We start from the raw sequence: 19,761 nt of genomic DNA, 5'->3' as shown, positions 1-19,761 counted from the left end.
AAGCTGCGGCAAAGTTGCAAAGTTTCTTTTTAAACTTTAAATTATATGCTATATTTTTGAGAAAATGCCTATTTGTCGAATAAAAATTGTATCTTTGCGTAATACAATTTAAAATAAAGGATAAGAAAAAGATATGAATAAGAACGAAATTCCAGTACTTCTTTTGACTGGCTATTTAGGAAGTGGAAAGACTACTTTGGTCAATAAAATATTAAGCAATAACAAGGGTATTAAGTTTGCAGTAATTGTGAACGATATTGGAGAGGTAAATATTGACGCAGACTTAATTGAAAAGGGTGGCGTTGTAGACCAAGCCGACGATTCTTTGGTTGCTTTGCAGAATGGTTGCATCTGTTGCACACTGAAAATGGACTTAGTGCAACAGTTGAGCGACATTGTAAAATTGGGAAAATTCGACTATATTGTCATCGAAGCGAGTGGAATTTGCGAGCCAGCACCTATCGCACAGAGCATTAGTGCCTACCCTCAACTTTATCCAGAGTTTGCCAAAGACGGCAAAGCTGTGTTGGACGCCATTGTAACCGTGGTTGATGCGCGTCGTATGTGCGATGAATTTTCTGCGGGCAACGACCTAATGAAGAAAAATTTGGAGGAAGACGACTTAGAAAATCTTATTATTCAGCAGATAGAATTTTGCAATTACATCATTCTCAACAAGGTAGATGATGTTTCAAAGGAAGAACTTGAAAAAGTAAAAAGCATTATCCGAGCTTTGCAACCAAAGGCAGAAATCTTGGAATGCAACTACGGCGATATTGATTTTGACAAGATTTTGGACAATAGAAACTTCGATTTCGATGCTGTAGCTACGTCAGCTTCATGGATAGCAGCCATTGAAAACGAAGAGGAAACCCATGACGAACCGCATCATCACGACCACGATGACAATGAAGACGAACATCACCATGAGCATGAAGGGCATCATCACGACCATCATGAGCATGGACATCACCACCATCATCACCACGACCACGACGATTTGCACAACGAAGAGAGTGGGGAAGCGTTAGAATACAACATCGGCACGTTTGTTTATTATGCAAGACGTCCAATGGATATAAATTTCTTCGATGATTTCGTAGCACGAAAGTGGCCAAAAAGCGTTATCCGCTGCAAGGGTTTGTGCTATTTTGAGCATGAAAAAGACATTTGTTATGTGTTCGAACAAGCTGGCAAACAGGTTACTTTGCGCAACGCAGGACAGTGGTATGCCACCATGCCAGCCTTTGAATTACGTGAATTCTTAGAGCGCAACCCACGATTGAAGAAGGATTGGGAAGAACCTTACGGCGACCGAATGCAAAAACTCGTGTTTATCGGGCAAAATATGGACAAGGAAGCCATTTGCAACGAACTTGATAAGTGTTTGAAATAGGTGTTCCGAACGCTGAAACAATAGATTGAGCATGAAAATAGAAGATATAAAACATTTCCTTACCATCGGAATGTGGCAAACAGATATCAATCAGTCGGTCAAAAAAAGCCGATTGATTGGTCTGCTGCAACGTCTTTATTTGGCAGTAAAGCTATATTTGGAGCAAGGACACGTTGCTGCTGCTACCGAATTAGCCTTTACAACCATTCTTGCTATTGTACCTATTGTGGCTATCATCTTCGGCATTGCCAACGGATTTGGCTTTGGAACTTATATCGAAAGTGTGTTCCGTGAGAGTTTTTCAGCGCAACCACAAGTTGCCGATTGGCTCATAAATCTTACTCGTTCCTACTTAGAACACGCCCAAACAGGGCTATTTATCGGAATTGGCTTGGTGTTTATGCTTTATAGTGTCATCGCTTTGATACACAATATTGAGTCAGTTTTCGATGATATTTGGCAAGTAAAAACAGCAAGACCGATTAGCCGAATCATTGTAGACTACACCGCTATGATGTTTCTCATGCCCATTGGCATCATCGTCATGTCGGGATTGAGCATCTTTGTTTTTAGTTATGTCGAAGGATTAACCCAATATTTATTTGTAGGAACTTTGACACGATTCACGTTCCATTATGTTGTGCCGTGGCTTATCCTCACCGTCATGTTTGTTGTGCTTTATACTTTCATGCCCAACGCAAAGATAAAAATCATGAAAGTAATATGTCCCGCTATGCTTGCAAGCTTTCTAATGCTCTGTTTGCAAGCAGTTTACATTCACGGACAAATATTTTTAACTTCCTATAATGCCATTTATGGTTCGCTTGCTGCCCTCCCTTTGTTCATGCTTTGGATGCAAGTATCGTGGCATATTTGCCTTTTTTGCGCAGAATTGAGCTATGCCAATCAAAATTTGGAATATTATGAGTATTTGGTACAAACCAGCGATGTCAATCATAACGACTTCTTACTCATGAGTGCCTTCATGCTTAGCTTGATATGTCATCGTTTTTCAGAAGGCAAAAAGCCCTATACTGCTTACGAACTCAAGAATTTGACCCACATACCTATCCGTGTAACCGTGGATATTCTTGCAAAACTTTGCGAAATAAAACTTGTTTCATCAAACCGAGCCACCAATTCTGAAGACGTAACCTATACGCCTACACGCGATACAGACACTATCACTGTGGGCGAAATGGTCGATTTATTAGAAACATTGCCAAAGAATAAAATTTTGTTCTTCGATATTCGCAAGCATAAAGACTTCGATAAACAATGGTTGAACACTATTTTGAAGACTCACAAAACTTATCTTTCCGACCTCAGCACTATAAAAATAAAAGATTTAAAGGCAACCGATTTGTAAGGCAAATCACCCTTTTCAACCCAAAAAGGCCCCACAAACGTGGAGCCTTTTATGCTATCAATTTTATTAAAAACGGATATTTCTATCCAAGATATTTCATTAATACCTTTGCATTACCGCTTAAACGGATTTTCTCAATAGCCTTTTCACGAATTTGGCGTACACGCTCACGCGTCAAAGCCATTTCCGTTCCAATCTCTTCCAACCCCTTTTCAGGACACCCAATGCCGAAACATTCTATCACGATTCTGCGTTCACGGTCTTTCAGCGTATTTTGTAATACAGCATTAAGGTCGTCAGACATCGATTCAAAATCCACTGCTTTGTCTGTTCGTGAGTCATCACCTGACGCCAACATATCGCTCATCGAGTTGTCATCGTCATCGCTAAATGGAGCATCAATACTCATGTGGTGATTGTCGGCACTTTGACTTTGTCGAATACGTGCTTCGTCAATGCCTGTTAAGTCAGCCAATTCGTGAATAGACGGACGACGATTGTGTTTCTGAATGAACTCATTTGACACTTGGTTAATCTTTGAGATTGCTCCCACTTGGTTCAGTGGCAATCTAACGATGCGACTTTGCTCTGCAATAGCTTGCAAAATGCTTTGTCGAATCCACCAAACTGCGTATGAGATAAACTTAAAGCCACGAGTTTCATCAAACTTTTCAGCCGCTTTTACTAAGCCGATATTTCCCTCATCGATAAGGTCGGTAAGCGACAATCCTTGATGTTGGTATTGTTTTGCAACAGAAACAACAAATCGAAGATTAGCCTTGATTAGTTTTTCTTTTGCTCGTTCACCTTTTCTGCCGCCTTTATGAATTTCTTGAGCAAGCTCAATTTCTTCATCAACGGTAATCATTGGCTCACGACCAATCTCCACTAAGTACTTGTCAAGTGCCTCGCTGGTGCGATTGGTAATACTTTTTGAAATCTTAAGTTGTCTCATTCGATAAAATACTTCCTGATTAAAATGGATTAAATTGCGCTCAAAAGAACGAAATTTCGTGCAAAGTTACAAAAAATAATCCATATAATCAAGTCAAACTTTATTTTTTATGTTAAGAAAACTATAAAACAAAGTTGTATTTAGCAAAAACGAAGTAATTATAGGCTTATTTTAATTCAGTGGATTATGGCTGAGTAGAAAAAAGGGGATTCGTTTTTGAGTGTTTTAGTACTCTTATAGCGGAATATAAGCAGGTCGGTGTAGGGGCGGAATTTATTCCGTTCCTAATATTAATAGAGATAATTTTTGCTGATAGGAACGTGATAAATCACGCCCCTACAAAACGTGTTGGCAATACGCTCGTTGGCAATATCTTTGCATAAGATATAGCTGCACTCGGCAATATGTAGGGGCGGAATTTATTCCGTTCCTAATAGAAAAAAGGAATACTTGGCTGATAGGAACGTGATAAATCACGCCCCTACAAGGAAATATGTTGGCAATACGCTCGTTGGCAATACCTTTGCATAAGATATAGCTGCACTTGGCAATATGTAGGGGCGGAATTTATTCCGTTCCTAATAAGCAAACCATACGCAGGTTGTTAGGAACGTGATAAATCACGCCCCTACGCCGTTCTGTTTTTCATGTTCAAACTGTCTAAATTGATTATGCGGAACGGAATAAATTCCGCCCCTACGCCGAAAACCTATTGTTTTGCGCCCTTAAAGTGCCTATTTTGCGCTTCAAAATAGGCGGTTTTGATTTTCTTAAAAATGCTATCAAGTCGCAGATGTTAATAAATTAATTGGCAAAAAGGTTAAAAATCCATTGAGCAGTAACAACAGCAAAGTAGATTAAAGCAAAAATGAGGATAAGGAAAATGATGATGAGTATGGATAAACTCACAGCTTGTCGGTTTACTTCCTTAATGGTTGCAACATCGCCCTCAACAAATCCTCGTACCAACTGCATGTTCTGACGGTTGGAACGATGGAAAAAGTCAATAATGTCGCCAATGTAAAAAGGAATTAAACCTAACAGAACATCGCGTAAAGTGTTGTAAATAATTGCCAAAGTGAGTGGGGTACTCTTTATTTTGGTCAAGGCAAACCACGCATAAGCAACACTGAAAAGCGCAGAAATAACATCGCCTATACCGTAAGGAATTAGACCCATAAAACCGTCAAGGCAGTATTGGTCTAAAACTTTCTGTATGGTTTCCAATCGTTGATAAGCCTTGCTATTTTGCAAACGTTGGCGAGCGATATTGCGCTTTTCGTCGTTCATATAGGTAACTTGTGCGGAAAGATTTTAACGTAAGTCGATAATTTCAGCCGAAGGCGCATTGGAACGTGAGAAACGGAAAAGCGAATCGGGTTGCGCAGCGGTGCGGAAATTATTGATATAAATGGTTACCCATTTTTTTCCTTGTAATAATTTGACTATTTTAGGGTGATATGACTTGGACAAAGTGATGTAAAACTCTTGAACAGAGCGTGCTGGGTGCATGGCTTTCAGATGAACCACATACGTATTGCCCTTTGTTTTCATCGAAATATTGTAGCCATTGCGATACATTGAAATAAAGGCATAAGGGTTGAGCGACATGCGTTGTGCCTCATTAGGAGTAGAAATGTTCACTTCGTTGGTACTTTTCATGTACGACCACTGGGTTTTCCCGTCAAACCAAATGGTAGCTTGGGGTGTGGTAGCCTTAAATTTGTTGCCTTTGATAGCAATATTTCCTGTGGTACGTCCCATTGTTCCACCAGAAATTGAGAAACTTGCGGCAGCACCACTACGACTTCCAACAATGGCAGCAGCACGGTCTAACACTTTGCGAGCTTGGGCAGATGATTGGGCAAAGGCATTGGCGCAAAGAAAAAATGCCAACGCTATGATAATATTTCTTTTTGTTTTCATATTCTAATTCCTTTCTTTTTCATTTAAAATTTACAGAAACAGTGTAAAACTACACCTTATTATATTACATACGGTTGCCGCGTAAACTTGAAAGCAATGACTCTAAACTCATTTCGTCGCTCAAAAGCACTTCGCGAGGCTTTGAACCTTGGGCAGCACCCACAATTCCAGCCTTTTCCATTTGGTCCATTAAGCGACCAGCACGATTGTAACCAATGGCAAAACGGCGTTGTATCATACTCGTTGAACCTTGTTGATTAAGCACAATGGCACGAGCTGCCTCCTCAAATAATGGGTCTAAGTTTTCGTCCAAACTGCCTCCGCCAACAGTACCGTCTTCTGTCATCGGCTCAGGAATTTCCAATGGAGAACGAGGACCTGGCTGATTGGCTATAAATTTAGAAATTTCATCAACCTCAGGCGTATCAACAAAAGCACATTGCACACGAGTTGGTTCGCCACCATTGAGGTAAAGCATATCGCCTCGACCCACTAATTGCTGCGCACCAGGGCGGTCAAGTATGATGCGAGAGTCCATCATAGCACCTACACGGAACGCAATGCGACCAGGGAAGTTGGCTTTAATGTTACCCGTAATAATGGAAGTAGTAGGGCGTTGGGTGGCAATAATCATGTGAATACCTACGGCACGTGCCAATTGGGCAATGCGTGTGATTGGCATTTCGATTTCTTTGCCCGCAGTAAGGATTAAATCGCCGAACTCATCAATAATTACGACAATGTAAGGCATGAACTCATGACCCTCTTCAGGGTTGAGATGATGACTTAAATATTTCTTGTTGTACTCCTTGATGTTGCGTGCGCCAGCAGCTTTTAGCAAGTCGTAACGATTATCCATGAGTGCGCAAAGACCTTTTAATGTCTTCACAACCTTTTGAACATCAGTGATAATTGGTTCGTCAGCGTTCTCATCTACGGCTGCCATGAATGGTTTGGCAATTGGAGCATAGATGCTAAATTCCACCTTTTTAGGGTCTACCAATACGATTTTCAAGTCGTTCGGGTGCTTCTTATATAATAAAGAGGTGATAATAGCATTCAGTCCTACGGATTTACCTTGACCCGTTGCACCCGCAACAAGCAAGTGTGGAATTTTGGCAAGGTCTACCATGTAAACATCATTGGTAATGGTTTTGCCCAAAGCAATTGGCAATTCCATCGTACTTTCTTGGAATTTTCGTGAATTCAAGATAGAGAACATTGACACGATAGAAGGTTTTGCGTTTGGCACTTCAATACCAATGGTTCCTTTACCTGGCATTGGTGCAATGATACGAATACCGATTGCGGCAAGGCTAAGGGCTATGTCGTCCTCAAGATTCTTAATCTTTGAGATGCGAACACCTTGTGCAGGCGTAATTTCGTAAAGCGTAATGGTAGGACCAACCGTAGCACGAATACTTCTGATTTGTACACCAAAGTCGCTCAAAACCTTAATAATTCTATTTTTATTTGCTTCTAATTCGTCCTTATCAACGAAGTTTACGTTGCTGTCAGAATCATATTGCTTGAGCAAAGCGAGGGTAGGGTACTTCCATTTTGTGAAAGGTTCGTGTGGGTTAATAGGTGTTGATAAGTCTTCCTTGCTTGCAACAACCTTGCCCAAAGTTTTCTCTTCGTGGTTAGGACGCTCCACTTCCAAACCGATTTCAGCATCATTTTTTGCCGATTTCTTCGGCTTTTCTATCGGCGTAACCTCTAATTCAGTAGGTTTTACAATTGGTTCTGGTATGTTATCCTGCAAGAAATCAACCATTTGTGGCTCGGTAGAAAGAAATTCTTCCACCTCTTTTGCATCAACAGCGTCATCGAGTTCTTTCACCACTTCCTTATCTCCATGGCGGCGAACAATGGTAAACTTCACTTTATCGCGAAGGTATCCCACAGGGTTGAGCATCTTTTTAACCACCGTAATGGTTTCCGAAGTGATGTAAGTGAGGAAGGTAATCATCGTAACCACCAAGATAACAATAAGTCCAGGAGGACCTATTACGTTTTCAATGTATTCAACCACGAATGCACCATGGTCGCCACCAGGGTTGAAAACATTTTCTCCCATGATAGGTGTAACAAACTTTGCGAAGGTGATACTGCTCCAAATCATTATCAAAGCAGCACCAAAGAACCATTTCCAAAGGTTTACTTTCTCGTAAGCCTTAATCATTTTAACACCACAAACGATGATAAAAAATGGAATGATGAAGGCTGGAATACCAAAACAACGTGCGATGAGGAAGTAAGAGAGCAAGGCTCCTACCGACCCACAATAGTTTTGAAACTCCTTTGCGGTATTTTCTATTTCACCAGGTCGCAACGCCATAACCAAACTTTGGTCGGCTTGCCCCGTATTAAAATAGCTTACAAAGGAAATAATAAGGTAAATAGCCAAACAGAGTAAGATTAATCCAAATACAAACCCTGTCTTATCGTTGATAATATAATTGATTCCAAGTGCCTCAGTAAATGTCTTCGGCTTTTTCTCTGTTTTCTTCTTTGCCATTATGAAAAGTTTAACCAAATGCAAAAGTACGAAAATTTTGGGAGAAAATAGGGTATAAATTCAGAAGAATTTGCTAATTTTGCAAAACGAAATAGACATCATGATTACTACATTATACAATAAGTTCGATAAAAAGAAGATTTCCACCTTGCCAAGAGTTATTTTCCCAGGCAAGATTGTGGTAGTTTTGACCGAATCGGAAGCCGAAAAAGCGGTTGATTATTTATTGTCAGCCGATATTCTTGGCATAGATTCTGAAACACGACCTGTATTCTGTAAAGGGAAGCATCATAAGGTTGCCTTGTTGCAAGTGAGCACTCACGATGTGTGTTTCCTATTCCGATTAAATTTAATCGGTATGCCTCCGTGCATCATTCGCTTATTGGAAGATACCACGGTTACCAAAGTTGGACTGTCATTGCATGATGATTTCATGATGTTGCACAAACGTACAGACTTCACAACTGGCAAGTTTATTGATTTGCAGAACATTGTACAAGAGTTTGGAATAGAAGACCTTAGTTTGCAAAAGCTATACGCTAACCTCTTTCACGAGCGCATCACAAAACGCGAACAACTATCTAATTGGGAAGCACCCATATTGTCTGACAAGCAAAAACTTTATGCTGCGACGGACGCATGGGCATGTATTCAAATTTATGAAAGACTGCGTGCGTTGCGTTCTACCAATAATTACGAAACAATAAAGGTAGCTGAACCTGAAAAAGTGGTATCACGACAGTCAGAAAATAGCGAATCCACCGATAAATAGACGATTATTATGTACAAAAAAATAAAATTAAAACGAGGGAAAGAGGAGAGTTTATTGCGTAAACACCCATGGGTCTTCTCTGGTGCTATCGCCAAAATGGACGAAAATTTGGAAGAGGGCGACCTTGTTAAGGTATATACGCATAACGAAGACTTCATCGGTGTAGGTCATTATCAAATTGGTTCTATCACGGTGCGCATTCTTTCGTTCAGCGATATAGCTATTGATGCCGACTTTTGGCAAAGTCGTTTGGCTGCAGCATTGGAAGTTCGCAATGCCATAGGAGTTATTCGTCCTGCCGAAAAGGTGGCTACAACGGGCGAAACTATCAATACGACCTATCGTTTGGTACATGGTGAGGGCGACAATCTGCCTGGATTAATCGTTGATGTTTACGATAAAACGTGCGTTGTGCAGGCTCACTCGGTGGGAATGCATGTGGCTCGTTACGAAATAGCAGATGCGCTGCGAGCTGTTTTGGGCGAAAATGTGGATAGTATCTATTATAAAAGTGAAACAACCCTACCATTTAAAGCCGATTTAGGACAAGAAAATGGTTTCCTTTATGGGGATACGGAAAATAATATTGCCATTGAAAATGGATTAAAATTCCATATTGACTGGTTGAAAGGACAGAAAACAGGATTTTTTGTAGACCAACGTGAGAATCGAAGTCTATTGGAATACTATGCCAAAGGTCGTTCTGTGCTGAATATGTTCTGCTATACGGGCGGATTTTCTGTATATGCTATGCGTGGTGGAGCTAAAATGGTACACTCGGTTGATAGTTCGGCAAAGGCGGTAGAACTAACCAATCAGAACATCGCACTTAACTTTCCTAACGACAAAAGGCATGCTGCCATTTGCGAAGATGCCTTTAAATATCTTGATGATAACGACGGAAAGTACGACCTTATCATACTTGACCCACCTGCTTTTGCCAAACATCGCAGTGCTTTAAAGAATGGTCTGCGTGGTTATACCCGATTAAACGTAAAAGGTTTCGAACGCATTAAGAAAGGAGGCATACTCTTTACCTTTAGTTGTTCGCAAGTTGTAACAAAGGAAAACTTCCGCCAAGCGGTGTTTACTGCTGCTGCTCAGGCTGGTAGAAGGGTTCGTATCTTACACCAAATACACCAACCAGCCGACCACCCAATTAATATTTACCACTTGGAAGGGGAATATTTAAAGGGGCTTGTCTTGTATGTTGAATAAAGTAAAAGCTTATATTGAAGCGCATCATTTACTCCATGAGGACGGCAAATATATTGTTGGACTTTCTGGTGGGGCTGATTCTGTTGCGCTTTTATTGGTGCTTAAACACTTAGGATATAACATTGAAGCAGCGCATTGTAACTTTAATTTACGAGGAGAGGAAAGCAATCGTGATGAAGAATATTGCAAAAAACTCTGCGAAAAACTAAATGTTCCATTTCATTTAATTCACTTTGATACAATACTTTATGCAGAATTACATAAAGTAAGCATTGAAATGGCGGCTCGAACCTTACGCTATGGCTATTTTGAAAACCTTAGACGTGATATTCAAGCTGATGCAATTTGCATCGCTCACCACCGAGATGATTCGGTAGAAACAATTTTACTCAACCTTATTCGTGGCACTGGTATGCGTGGATTAGTGGGCATTCGCCCTAAAAATAGCAACATCGTTCGACCAATGTTAGATTGTTCACGACACGAAATAGAACTTTTTTTAAAGGAAAAGGGGGTAAATTTTGTTACGGATAGCACCAATTTAATAAACGATGTAAAGCGTAACAAGCTGAGATTAAATGTTATTCCAGAATTGCGCAAGATGAATCCATCGTTCGATAATGCTGTTATGCGCATGGCAAATAATGTAAACGAAGCGAATAAAATCATTTTTTCAACGTTAGAATCGGCTTTTTCTTCTATTGTTACTGCCGACACAACTGACCCAAAAGCATTCTTCGAAGCCTTGAAATTAGGATTACCAACAACAGATTTGCCTTCTTTGCAGATTGATATTGTTCGCCTTCGTGCTTTCGTTTCACCCTCGTATTTCCTATTTTATTTGCTCACGCCATACGGATTCGCCGCTTCTATGATTGAAAGCATTGTAGAAAATTTAAATTTGCAAAGCGGAAAACAGTATATAACAAATGATTATATACTTTTATTCAATAGAAACTTTATATTGATTTCGCGTAAAAAAGACAGAGAAATGCCCACTTTAAGAATCCAAGAGGTGGGTAAATATATTTATTCTGACCAACTTTCGCTCTGCATTCAGTATGAAAAAGTAGACGAAAACTTTGTCCTTTCTCGGCAAAAAAATGAAATTATGTTGGACGTTTTAAAAGTAAATTTTCCCTTTACGCTGCGTCCTTTGACTGCTGGCGACCGCTTTCGTCCCTTTGGTATGACGGGTTCTAAACTTGTGAGCGACTATCTTACCGATGAAAAAGTAAATGTTTTAGACAAAAAAGCCCAACTCGTTCTCACAGATTCGGCAGGAGAAATCGTTTGGGTTGTGGGCAGAAGAAGTAGCGAAAAGGGTAGAGTAACTGCTGAAACAAACGCTGTTTATAGAATTTCTCTGTGCTAAAATAAAACCAAAAGATGTAGAAAAGTTATTTAAACGGCGTATTACATCGCTTGATAAAATATGTTTAAAAACAAATAACCCTCTCAACTGATGTTGAAAGGGTTACATTTTTTATCTCAAGTATTTCTTTACTTTATTATAATAGGCTTGACTCCCTTTTATGGTGTATTTTTCACCTCCATGCCACATTCTAATCGCTTTCTCAATATTGTTTTTAGGATTGTATTTTGACATGAAAAGCACAAACATTTCGCGCGATTTTTTAGGGCTAAAGCGGTCGGCAAGTGTGTAGCGTAGAGCCTTACCTTGGCTTTTTAAAATGTTATTACAAGCTGTTACGATACCTGATGAGATTTGTAAGATACCAACGTGAGGTCCATTTTTTGCTTTTGCGTTACCTCTACTCTCTACCATCATGATTGCGTCCATCACTGGTCGCCAATTAAACTTTTCTTTTGAAACGACTGCCTCTGCACTAGCAGAGAACGAAGTCAAAGACATTAAAACTGTTACACTAAATAATTTAATAATTCTCATTATTCTTTACTTTCCGAAATCTATAAAAATACCGATAAAATGGTATTTTTTGCGACTTGACGGGCGTGAGAATTTGCGCGACGAAGTCTTGATTTCATGTTTACTAAGTGCAAAGGTAAGCAAAAAAATGCTGAAAATCAATCTATTAAGGATTACTTAACAAAATTATAGATGGTAACGTTTGTATGATAACCTTCCTTTAAAAATGCTAAAAATCTTGGTAATTTCAATTGTTAATATTTAGCGCTTTAAATGTTACAATTAACAAAATATCCCCAACACTCCTTGTTTGCAGCAGGAGGATTGGAGGCATTGATGAGTGTATGCGTTCTATCGCGCTTCTAAAAAGGGATTAGCGCATTCGCTAAATCCTATTATGGGCGCATATCAAAGCCGATGCGCACTCCGTCATAATTCTTTGAGATATCGCCAATGGAAGAAAGCGTAGAATTGCCTGACATTGCTGAAATGGTTTGGAGCAATGAAAGTACTTTGCGAGATTCGAATAGAACGCTAATACCATTCGCTTCGCGCTTAACGTAGCCTTTCAAATTTAGCAAGAAACCACTAAAATTGATACTCTGAGTTCTTTCGTCGAAAGTGTACTGACCATTCCAAGGCTTACCGTCAATCTTTGCTGAAAAAGTTCCGTCTTGATTGAAAGTCAGATAGGTGTTTTGACTGTTAAATCCTATCTTTTTGTATTGTGCTGCCAACTTCTGTTCCACTTCGGTAGCGGCAACTTCGCCACCAGCTTTTGCCAAAGCGTTCTCTGAAGTAAAGGCACAACCAGGACCATTATATCGCCATGTACCCAATAAGTTACGAGATGATAACTTATCAAGACCGATAACCGATGTTAGAATGTTACTAATTGTTTCTCCATTGGTAGCTGCACCAATGATACTTCCAAGAATGTTGCCCGTTGTGCTACCAGTATTGGTATCCCTCATTGTTCCTAATCCTCCGCACGATGTCAATGCAAGCGCTGCAATCGCCGCAGCTGCAAAATAATTCTTTTTCATAATTCCGTATATCTATATTTGTTTCCTTTCTTAACTTTTGGAATTTACTTCGCAAATTCTTTTGCAAAGGTACGCAGAAAGGTTGGATTGGTCAAACAGAAATTCCTTATGTTCTGAGGGAATTCCCTTTATTTGATTAGAGTATAGGGGATTTTTCCCTATGGAATGGCTTTATTATGATGTTTTTTTAAACGAAATGAAGATTTGTCATACGTTGGTGTAGCAGCAAAAGCGGTTGTTTGAAAAATTAAAAAATCTGTTTTCATCAGCAAAAAACTATCATTCTGAAAAATTTCTGGTTCAAGAACTATACGACAATCGTGCATTTACCGATGAAGTGATTAGCGCTTTTGTTTAATAATTATCCAGAATTTTAGCATAAATAGCGCAAAAATGATAGTATTAAAGCGTTTAATATAACCGTTTTGGGTCATATTATTATTTATTAACATAATATTTTTGTAGTGAACACAATTATTCGATAACTTTGCAACGTGTTTTTCATGGTATTAGATTATTAAGGTTTGAAGATTGGTTGTCGTGAGACAGTCAATCTTTTTTGTCCCAACAAGTAATTGTTGGGACATTTATTTTAGGCGAATTGTTATTCATTTCGTGTGCTTTGTCCTATAAACTCCCTCTTTTTAATGTTTAAATATTTGTGTATGCCTTAAATTTGAGTCTCAATGTGCAATCGTTTGTATAGCATATAGGTTATTTAAAATACAAAAATACTTTTCTTTTTTCAAATTTGCAATACCTTTGCATAAGATATAGCTGCACTCGGCAAATTGAAAGTAAACTTTCTTTGCGCTCTTTTGCAATATCTTTGCATAAGATATAGCTGCACTCGGCAAATTGAAAGTAAACTTTCTTTGCGCTCGCTGGCATATCTTTGGATTGGACAAATAGTTAGTAGTGATAAATAATGTTGACATAACCTTCAATAAAGCGGAAATCACAAGATTGTAAGGCAATTGTGCCTAAGGTTAACAAGATATGATTTGGTATTTTAGATGATTGATTAGTACGACCAATGTAGTTTTTTACTAAATTGGGAAAACCCCACCTGCTGTTGAAGTAGGTGGGGTTTTGCATTGTATTTATAGCTAATTTTCTACGGTTTGTCTTTATTTATTTCAACTTTTCTTTTGCTTCTGCGAGTGCTAAAATCCAGTTTGTATCCAAAGAGAATGGAGTAGGATAGTCGTCTCGATTGTAATAAGCTAAAACTAATTCCTTATCTTCATCGCCATACAAAGGGTTGTTGATGCTTGAATCACGGAAAATCCTCATGACACGAATCTTTTCTTTTTCGGTAGACGCTTTGGCATATTCCTTCAAATATAGGTTTACGTAATCGTACATGTAATAAGCCATTGAATCCAATTGATTGTTCAAATGGGCTATATCGGCGTTTTTAAGATTTGCATTAGGGGCAGAGAAAGCCTCTAATGTCTTAGTTTTCAAGTAGGAAATGGCATCTACTTTGAACGAAGCAATCTTGCGCAACTCAGTATCTTCAGCTTTGTTGGCTGCGATTTTATAAGAACTTTTATAAATTTGTTCGTAAACACGTTGTGAATCCTGAGCGTAAGTTGTGGCTGTGAATGCTAAACCAATGATTGCCAAGGCGATTTTTCTTAATGTTGTCATATTTTATTGAGTTTGAAAATTCTTATTTTTATGCTTTGACTCCATAACGTACAAATGGTTTAAATGTTGTATGAAAGAGCCTTTGATACTATTATTTTAATATTCTGACACGCTTTTTATTTATTATTTCGATATTCTTGACTTATTTTTCAGTGCAAAATCTTTCCACGATGAGAAATGTTTTGCATCATTTTCGGGGCAATTCGATTGCAAAAAGTGGCAATATGCTGCGCCAAGTGCATCGGTTGCGTCCATGAACTGCGGCATTTCGTCGTCCTTTAAGTGTAAAAGTCGCTGCAACATACCTGCTACTTGGTTTTTAGAGGCTTGTCCATTGCCTGTAATAGCCATTTTAATTTTTAATGGAGCATACTCGTGTATGGGAACATCGCGCTGAATAGCTGCTGCTATCGCTACACCTTGCGCCCGTCCAAGTTTCAACATTGACTGAATATTCTTACCGAAAAATGGTGCTTCAATTGCCATTTCGTCAGGCAAATACTCTTCAATAATGCCCGTAACACGCTCGAAAATTTTGCCCAATCGCAAGTATGGGTCTTTCTCCTTACGCATATCAATAACGCCCATTACCACCATTTCGGCTTTATTGCCTTTTGCTCGAATGACACCATAGCCCATCACGTTAGTGCCAGGGTCTATTCCAAGAATGATGCGAGCAGGTTTTGATTGCGAAAGTGTCATGCTTATCTGTCCATATAAGGGTTGTGAGCCAACTCATAGCCGATAGTTGTAGCTTCGCCATGCCCTGCATAAACCGCTGTATTATCTGGAAGTTGTGATAATTCTCTCAAGCTATTAATCAACTGAAACATACTTCCACCTGGGAAATCAGTTCTACCCACGCTACCTTTGAATAGGGTATCGCCCGTAAAGGCAATGTTTTCTTCTTTACAATAGAAAGTTACACCCCCTGGGGTATGCCCTGGGGTGCGAATAATGGTAAGTTCGTGGTTGCCAAATTTTATGGTTTCGCCCTCTTCGAAGATATGTCCTACTGGTGGGAAATCGTAATCAAGTTGCATTCCGAACAGCGTTTGCGCCTGTTCTTTGAGCGTTTCGAGCGCTGGAGCATCTTTTTCGCTCACCTCAGGTTGCAATCCAAAGGCTTCGTTTATCGTGTTAATGCCAAAATTATGGTCTAAATGAGCATGTGTGGCAAGCAAGTGAACAGGTTTTAAGTTGTTCTCTTTGATGAAATGAACGATTGCATCACGTTCCTCTTGGTAGTAAGCACCGCAATCAATGAGGACACATTCGGAAGTTTCGTCCCACAAAATGTAGGTGTTTTCCTCAATCATGTTGCAAACAAACTTCTTTATTTTAATCATATTGTTTTTGTTTAATAAGATTATATAAACGATTAAATGCGAGGAACATATACAAGGTTCTTTTCTTTAAACCACTCTTCTGAAAACCATTGAGAAAGTTCTTCCATGACAGCTATCTTTTTAAATGGTTGTAACTCCTCTTGCAGGTTGCCTCCTTTGAGTACGATGACGCCATTTTCAAGTGCATTATGATTGTCAGCTGCTATGTTTTTGCGCACAATACGCATCAAATCGGGCAACGGCATAACAGCTCTTGAAACAATAAAATCGAACTTTCCTTTTTCTTCTTCGCCACGTTTGTGTTGTGGAAGCACATTTTCCAATCCTATTGCGTTAGCCACTTCGTTAGCGACTTTGATTTTTTTACCTGTGCCATCAATGAGTTTGAAGTTGGCATTGGGAAACATAATTGCCAAAGGAATGCCTGGGAAACCGCCACCTGTACCAAAATCGAGTACATTGGTATCGTCTTGAAAGTTAATAAACTTGGCAATGGCAAGCGAATGCAGCACATGATGCTCGTACAAATTCTCAATATCTTTGCGCGAAATAACATTGATTTTCGAATTCCAATCTACATATAAATTGTAGAGCGCTGCGAATTGCTCTTGCTGTTTGTTGGTAAGTTCAGGGAAATATTTAGTTAAAACTTCTATCATTGCTATTATTCAATTAGTTATCTATTGTTACTTTTACTTCCTTTTGACTGATTTCTCCCGCATTATACACAAACGTTACCGAGTCAGAATAGAGCATAAAATTGGGTGAAGCGTAGGGTGCTATGCCCACAAAGTAGCCTTTGCGTTGTGCCTCCTCTATATTATCATCGTCCCAATCATTGTCTTTCGCCATTTGTTCAACGATTTCCTTGACGAGTTTCTCTTTGTAATCGTCGCCAAAGGCGTCTTTTAGTGTTGTTTGCTTGCCTGTTTTCGGGTCAATATTGAAACATTGAACGTATTTATTAACCGTTTCGCCTGTTTTTATCATGATGTTTGAAACGTAAATAACACTTTTTTCTGTGCCAGGGAGTATCTTCGTGTCAATCGAAAGTTCCCAATTTAATTGTGAAGCATTGCGCTCTCTGTCTTTTAACCAACGTGCGAGTTCCAAATACTCTTTTCCATAGCGGCGTGCAATCTCTGGGATTACGATTTGGGGCGTAAGTTTCTCGTAACTTGCTGCAAAGTAATTAGGTTGCAAAGTTCCCATACGAAGCAGCGAATCGTTGGTTACGGCATATTCTTTTCCCTTTAAAAAAGCGTAATTGATGTGTATTTTACACGCTGCGTCCTTGTTGAAACTGATAATTGTATCAACTTGAACCGTTTCAACAGGCAAGTTCAACTGCGGTTTCGTGGGTTTGCTCATACAGCTTGCCAAAAAACAAACCACAGCCACTGCCGAAAAGTATATAAAATTCTTCTTTACCATATAATTGGGACAAAGTTACAAAAAACTTTCGTAACTTTGCACAACGATTACACAATTAAATGAAAATGATAAAAGCGTGTTTATTCGATTTAGATGGGGTGGTTTTCGACACAGAACCATTGTACACCTTATTTTATAGGGATATTTTCAAGGAATATTACCCCCACGAACAGGGAATCGAATACAAAATAAAGGGGCAAACACTCCGTGAAATTTATGATGCTTACTTCCCCAATGACGAAGCGTTGCAAGCATCACTTACGCGCCGACTTTATGCCTATGAAGCACAAATGCCGTATCGATTTATAGACGGATTGGAGGATTTCGTTCAACACTTGAAGCAAATCGGTGTAAAAACCGCAATAGTAACGAGTTCCAACAATGATAAAATGGAAAATGTTTACGCCCAACATGCAAATATTAAGCAGCTTTTCGACCGTGTTTTTACCGCTGATGATTTCACCGAAAGCAAACCTTCTCCCGAGCCATACCTCACGGCTGCACGCCAATTAGGAGTGTCAATAACCGATTGTGTTGTATTCGAGGATAGCTTTAACGGATTGCGTTCAGGTGTTGCTGCTAAGGCAAGAGTTGTAGGGCTGGCTACATCGAACTCGGTGGAAAGCATTCAAGCCTTTACAAGTGAAGTAATTGAAAATTTTGTTGGCTATCAGCTATAACATTTGATATAAAAACTAAAAATAATGGGTTATTTATCAACAGACAAAAAGAAAATAACGGCAACGACATTGCGCGACATGAAAGCTGCTGGAGAGAAGATTGCGCAGATTACTGCCTACGATTTCACAACGGCAAAGATTTTCGATGAAGCAGGAATTGACAGTATTTTGATTGGCGATTCGGCATCGAACGTAATGTGTGGCAACAACGATACGCTGCCTATAACGGTGGACGAAATGATTTATCATGCCAAGTCGGTGGCAAAAGCTTGCAACCATGCTTTTGTTGTTTGCGATATGCCGTTCGGCAGTTACCAAGTAAATCGTGAAGAAGGGGTGCGCAATGCTATCCGCATCATGAAAGAAAGTGGGGCAGATGCTGTGAAACTTGAAGGCGGAACAGAGATACTTGACACCATTAGAGGAATGCTTGCTGCGGGCATTCCCGTTGTCGGACATTTAGGACTTACGCCACAAAGTGTTCATAAGTTTGGCGGTTATGGTTTGCGTGCAAAGAATGAAGCCGAAGCAGCTAAACTTTTGGAAGATGCGAAGGCATTAGACGAAGCTGGAGTTTGCGCTTTGGTATTGGAAAAAGTGCCAAGTCAGTTGGCTAAAAAGGTGTCTGAAACCATCAAAGCCCCCACAATTGGTATTGGAGCAGGCAATGGTACCGATGGACAAGTTTTGGTTTATGCTGATGCAATGGGCATGACACGTGGTTTTAAACCTAAATTTTTGCGTTATTTCGCCGATGTAAACAAGTGTATGACAGACGGAATAACCGATTATATGCGTGCCGTGAAAGACCAAAGTTTCCCAAATGAGCAGGAATCTTATTGATTTTTTTCGCTGAAACAAAATCATATCAATAAAAAATAAAGGGAGTTAGTAGCGCAAAACTACCGACTCCCTTTTGTTTTTTGTTTCATCATTTTTTAAAACCATAGGTTTTGCAACTCAAAACAGGCTATTTTGGAGTTCAAAACAGGCTCTTTTGAAAATTAAAGCGTTAGGCTTTTTATTTTTCAGCCTCATACCACTCTTTGATATACATATAATGGTCGGCTGAAACGCGTGATTGTCCTGGCTCACATGCTTTGATGCGCTTGGCAGGAATACCGCCCCAAATTTCGTTGGGAGGAATAATGGTTCCTTTCACCACCACCGCCCCTGCGGCAACAATGGAGTTTTCGCCCACAATGGCATCGTCTAAAATGGTGGAATTCATACCGATAAGCGCACCTTTGCGTATGGTTGCACCATGAACTACGGCTGCATGGCCAATGCTTGCATCGTCTTCGATGATGACAGGGCTGCCCGCAGTTTGGTGAATGCACGCCAAATCTTGAATATTGGCACGATTGCCAATTTTAATAGCATCGACATCAGAGCGTACTACAGCTCCAAACCATACAGAGCAATCGTCGCCCATGATAATATCGCCAGCTAACGTGGCATTTTCGGCAATGTAACAGCGTTCGCCCCAATGTGGTTTTTTGCCACGAGCAGATAAAATTAACGGCATAATGTTTTAGTTTTATTGTT

Annotated in this window: 19 protein-coding genes; 7 read left to right on the top strand and 12 right to left on the bottom strand. The window is 39.6% G+C overall.

Going from position 1 to position 19,761, the window contains the following annotated elements; translation table 11 throughout:
- The first annotated feature begins 133 nt into the window (after positions 1-133).
- Together DYI03_RS11485 and DYI03_RS11480 are read left to right on the top strand one after the other, a co-directional pair.
- On the top strand, positions 134-1,396 hold the full coding sequence (locus DYI03_RS11485; RefSeq protein ID WP_021669784.1) for a CobW family GTP-binding protein: 1,263 nt from the start codon (positions 134-136) through the stop codon (positions 1,394-1,396).
- A gap of 31 nt (positions 1,397-1,427) precedes the next feature.
- A complete protein-coding gene (locus DYI03_RS11480) occupies positions 1,428-2,765 on the top strand; it encodes a YihY/virulence factor BrkB family protein (RefSeq protein ID WP_021669785.1) in 1,338 nt (445 codons plus the stop codon).
- Between the two features lie 82 nt (positions 2,766-2,847).
- Here the strand turns inward: DYI03_RS11480 and DYI03_RS11475 are convergent, their stop codons facing one another.
- From DYI03_RS11475 to DYI03_RS11460, 4 genes are all read right to left on the bottom strand, one after another.
- Positions 2,848-3,720, bottom strand: a complete 873-nt coding sequence (locus DYI03_RS11475) for a sigma-70 family RNA polymerase sigma factor (protein WP_004355248.1) — start codon at positions 3,718-3,720, stop codon at positions 2,848-2,850.
- 804 nt (positions 3,721-4,524) lie between these two features.
- Positions 4,525-5,010, bottom strand: coding sequence for a DUF4112 domain-containing protein (locus DYI03_RS11470; protein WP_004355371.1), 486 nt, complete (start codon positions 5,008-5,010; stop codon positions 4,525-4,527).
- Between the two features lie 24 nt (positions 5,011-5,034).
- The gene (locus DYI03_RS11465; protein WP_021669517.1) at positions 5,035-5,646 is read right to left on the bottom strand and encodes a LolA-like putative outer membrane lipoprotein chaperone; all 612 of its coding nucleotides are present in this window, start codon (positions 5,644-5,646) and stop codon (positions 5,035-5,037) included.
- A 64-nt stretch (positions 5,647-5,710) separates the two neighbouring features.
- Positions 5,711-8,167, bottom strand: coding sequence for an FtsK/SpoIIIE family DNA translocase (locus tag DYI03_RS11460; protein ID WP_021669518.1), 2,457 nt, complete (start codon positions 8,165-8,167; stop codon positions 5,711-5,713).
- A gap of 100 nt (positions 8,168-8,267) precedes the next feature.
- Here DYI03_RS11460 and DYI03_RS11455 point away from each other — a divergent pair, with 100 nt between their 5' ends.
- Genes DYI03_RS11455 through tilS form a run of 3 tightly spaced genes read left to right on the top strand, consistent with a single transcriptional unit; the run spans position 8,268 to position 11,532 of the window.
- A complete protein-coding gene (locus DYI03_RS11455) occupies positions 8,268-8,939 on the top strand; it encodes a 3'-5' exonuclease (RefSeq protein WP_021669519.1) in 672 nt (223 codons plus the stop codon).
- 9 nt (positions 8,940-8,948) lie between these two features.
- The gene (locus tag DYI03_RS11450; protein WP_021669520.1) at positions 8,949-10,157 is read left to right on the top strand and encodes a class I SAM-dependent rRNA methyltransferase; all 1,209 of its coding nucleotides are present in this window, start codon (positions 8,949-8,951) and stop codon (positions 10,155-10,157) included.
- Positions 10,147-11,532 carry a tRNA lysidine(34) synthetase TilS gene (gene tilS / locus DYI03_RS11445; RefSeq protein WP_021669521.1) on the top strand — a complete coding sequence of 462 codons (1,386 nt, stop codon included), beginning with the start codon at positions 10,147-10,149 and terminating at the stop codon, positions 11,530-11,532. The genes DYI03_RS11450 and tilS overlap by 11 nt, the downstream gene beginning before the upstream one ends.
- Before the next feature lie 111 nt (positions 11,533-11,643).
- Here the strand turns inward: tilS and DYI03_RS11440 are convergent, their stop codons facing one another.
- The 7 genes from DYI03_RS11440 to DYI03_RS11410 all read right to left on the bottom strand — a co-directional run bounded on the left by DYI03_RS11440 (position 11,644) and on the right by DYI03_RS11410 (position 17,470).
- Positions 11,644-12,069: a lysozyme family protein gene (locus DYI03_RS11440; protein WP_025064587.1), complete on the bottom strand. Its 426-nt coding sequence runs from the start codon at positions 12,067-12,069 to the stop codon at positions 11,644-11,646.
- 374 nt (positions 12,070-12,443) lie between these two features.
- Positions 12,444-13,094, bottom strand: a complete 651-nt coding sequence (locus DYI03_RS11435) for a DUF4923 family protein (protein WP_021669524.1) — start codon at positions 13,092-13,094, stop codon at positions 12,444-12,446.
- A 1,134-nt stretch (positions 13,095-14,228) separates the two neighbouring features.
- Positions 14,229-14,750: a hypothetical protein gene (locus DYI03_RS11430; RefSeq protein ID WP_021669526.1), complete on the bottom strand. Its 522-nt coding sequence runs from the start codon at positions 14,748-14,750 to the stop codon at positions 14,229-14,231.
- Positions 14,751-14,873: 123 nt separating this feature from the next.
- On the bottom strand, positions 14,874-15,452 hold the full coding sequence (gene ruvC / locus DYI03_RS11425; RefSeq protein WP_021669527.1) for a crossover junction endodeoxyribonuclease RuvC: 579 nt from the start codon (positions 15,450-15,452) through the stop codon (positions 14,874-14,876).
- Positions 15,453-15,454: 2 nt separating this feature from the next.
- Positions 15,455-16,099 (bottom strand): MBL fold metallo-hydrolase, encoded by a 645-nt coding sequence (locus DYI03_RS11420; RefSeq protein WP_004355297.1) that lies wholly within the window; start codon positions 16,097-16,099, stop codon positions 15,455-15,457.
- A 32-nt stretch (positions 16,100-16,131) separates the two neighbouring features.
- A complete protein-coding gene (gene rsmG, locus DYI03_RS11415) occupies positions 16,132-16,758 on the bottom strand; it encodes a 16S rRNA (guanine(527)-N(7))-methyltransferase RsmG (protein WP_021669528.1) in 627 nt (208 codons plus the stop codon).
- Between the two features lie 13 nt (positions 16,759-16,771).
- The gene (locus DYI03_RS11410) at positions 16,772-17,470 is read right to left on the bottom strand and encodes a DUF3298 domain-containing protein (RefSeq protein ID WP_004355334.1); all 699 of its coding nucleotides are present in this window, start codon (positions 17,468-17,470) and stop codon (positions 16,772-16,774) included.
- A gap of 122 nt (positions 17,471-17,592) precedes the next feature.
- On the opposite strand from DYI03_RS11410, the gene DYI03_RS11405 reads away from it, so the two are divergent.
- Together DYI03_RS11405 and panB are read left to right on the top strand one after the other, a co-directional pair.
- Positions 17,593-18,213, top strand: a complete 621-nt coding sequence (locus tag DYI03_RS11405; RefSeq protein ID WP_021669530.1) for an HAD family hydrolase — start codon at positions 17,593-17,595, stop codon at positions 18,211-18,213.
- A gap of 24 nt (positions 18,214-18,237) precedes the next feature.
- Complete coding sequence (gene panB / locus DYI03_RS11400) at positions 18,238-19,056, top strand: 3-methyl-2-oxobutanoate hydroxymethyltransferase (protein WP_021669531.1); 819 nt, start codon at positions 18,238-18,240, stop codon at positions 19,054-19,056.
- A gap of 178 nt (positions 19,057-19,234) precedes the next feature.
- On the opposite strand, the gene DYI03_RS11395 is transcribed toward panB, so the two are convergent.
- The gene (locus DYI03_RS11395; protein WP_004355181.1) at positions 19,235-19,741 is read right to left on the bottom strand and encodes a gamma carbonic anhydrase family protein; all 507 of its coding nucleotides are present in this window, start codon (positions 19,739-19,741) and stop codon (positions 19,235-19,237) included.
- Positions 19,742-19,761: the final 20 nt, after the last annotated feature.

Source organism: Prevotella disiens (assembly GCF_900454955.1).
In the GTDB taxonomy this organism is placed as follows: domain Bacteria; phylum Bacteroidota; class Bacteroidia; order Bacteroidales; family Bacteroidaceae; genus Prevotella; species Prevotella disiens.
This window is presented reverse-complemented; position numbering and strand designations above follow the sequence as displayed.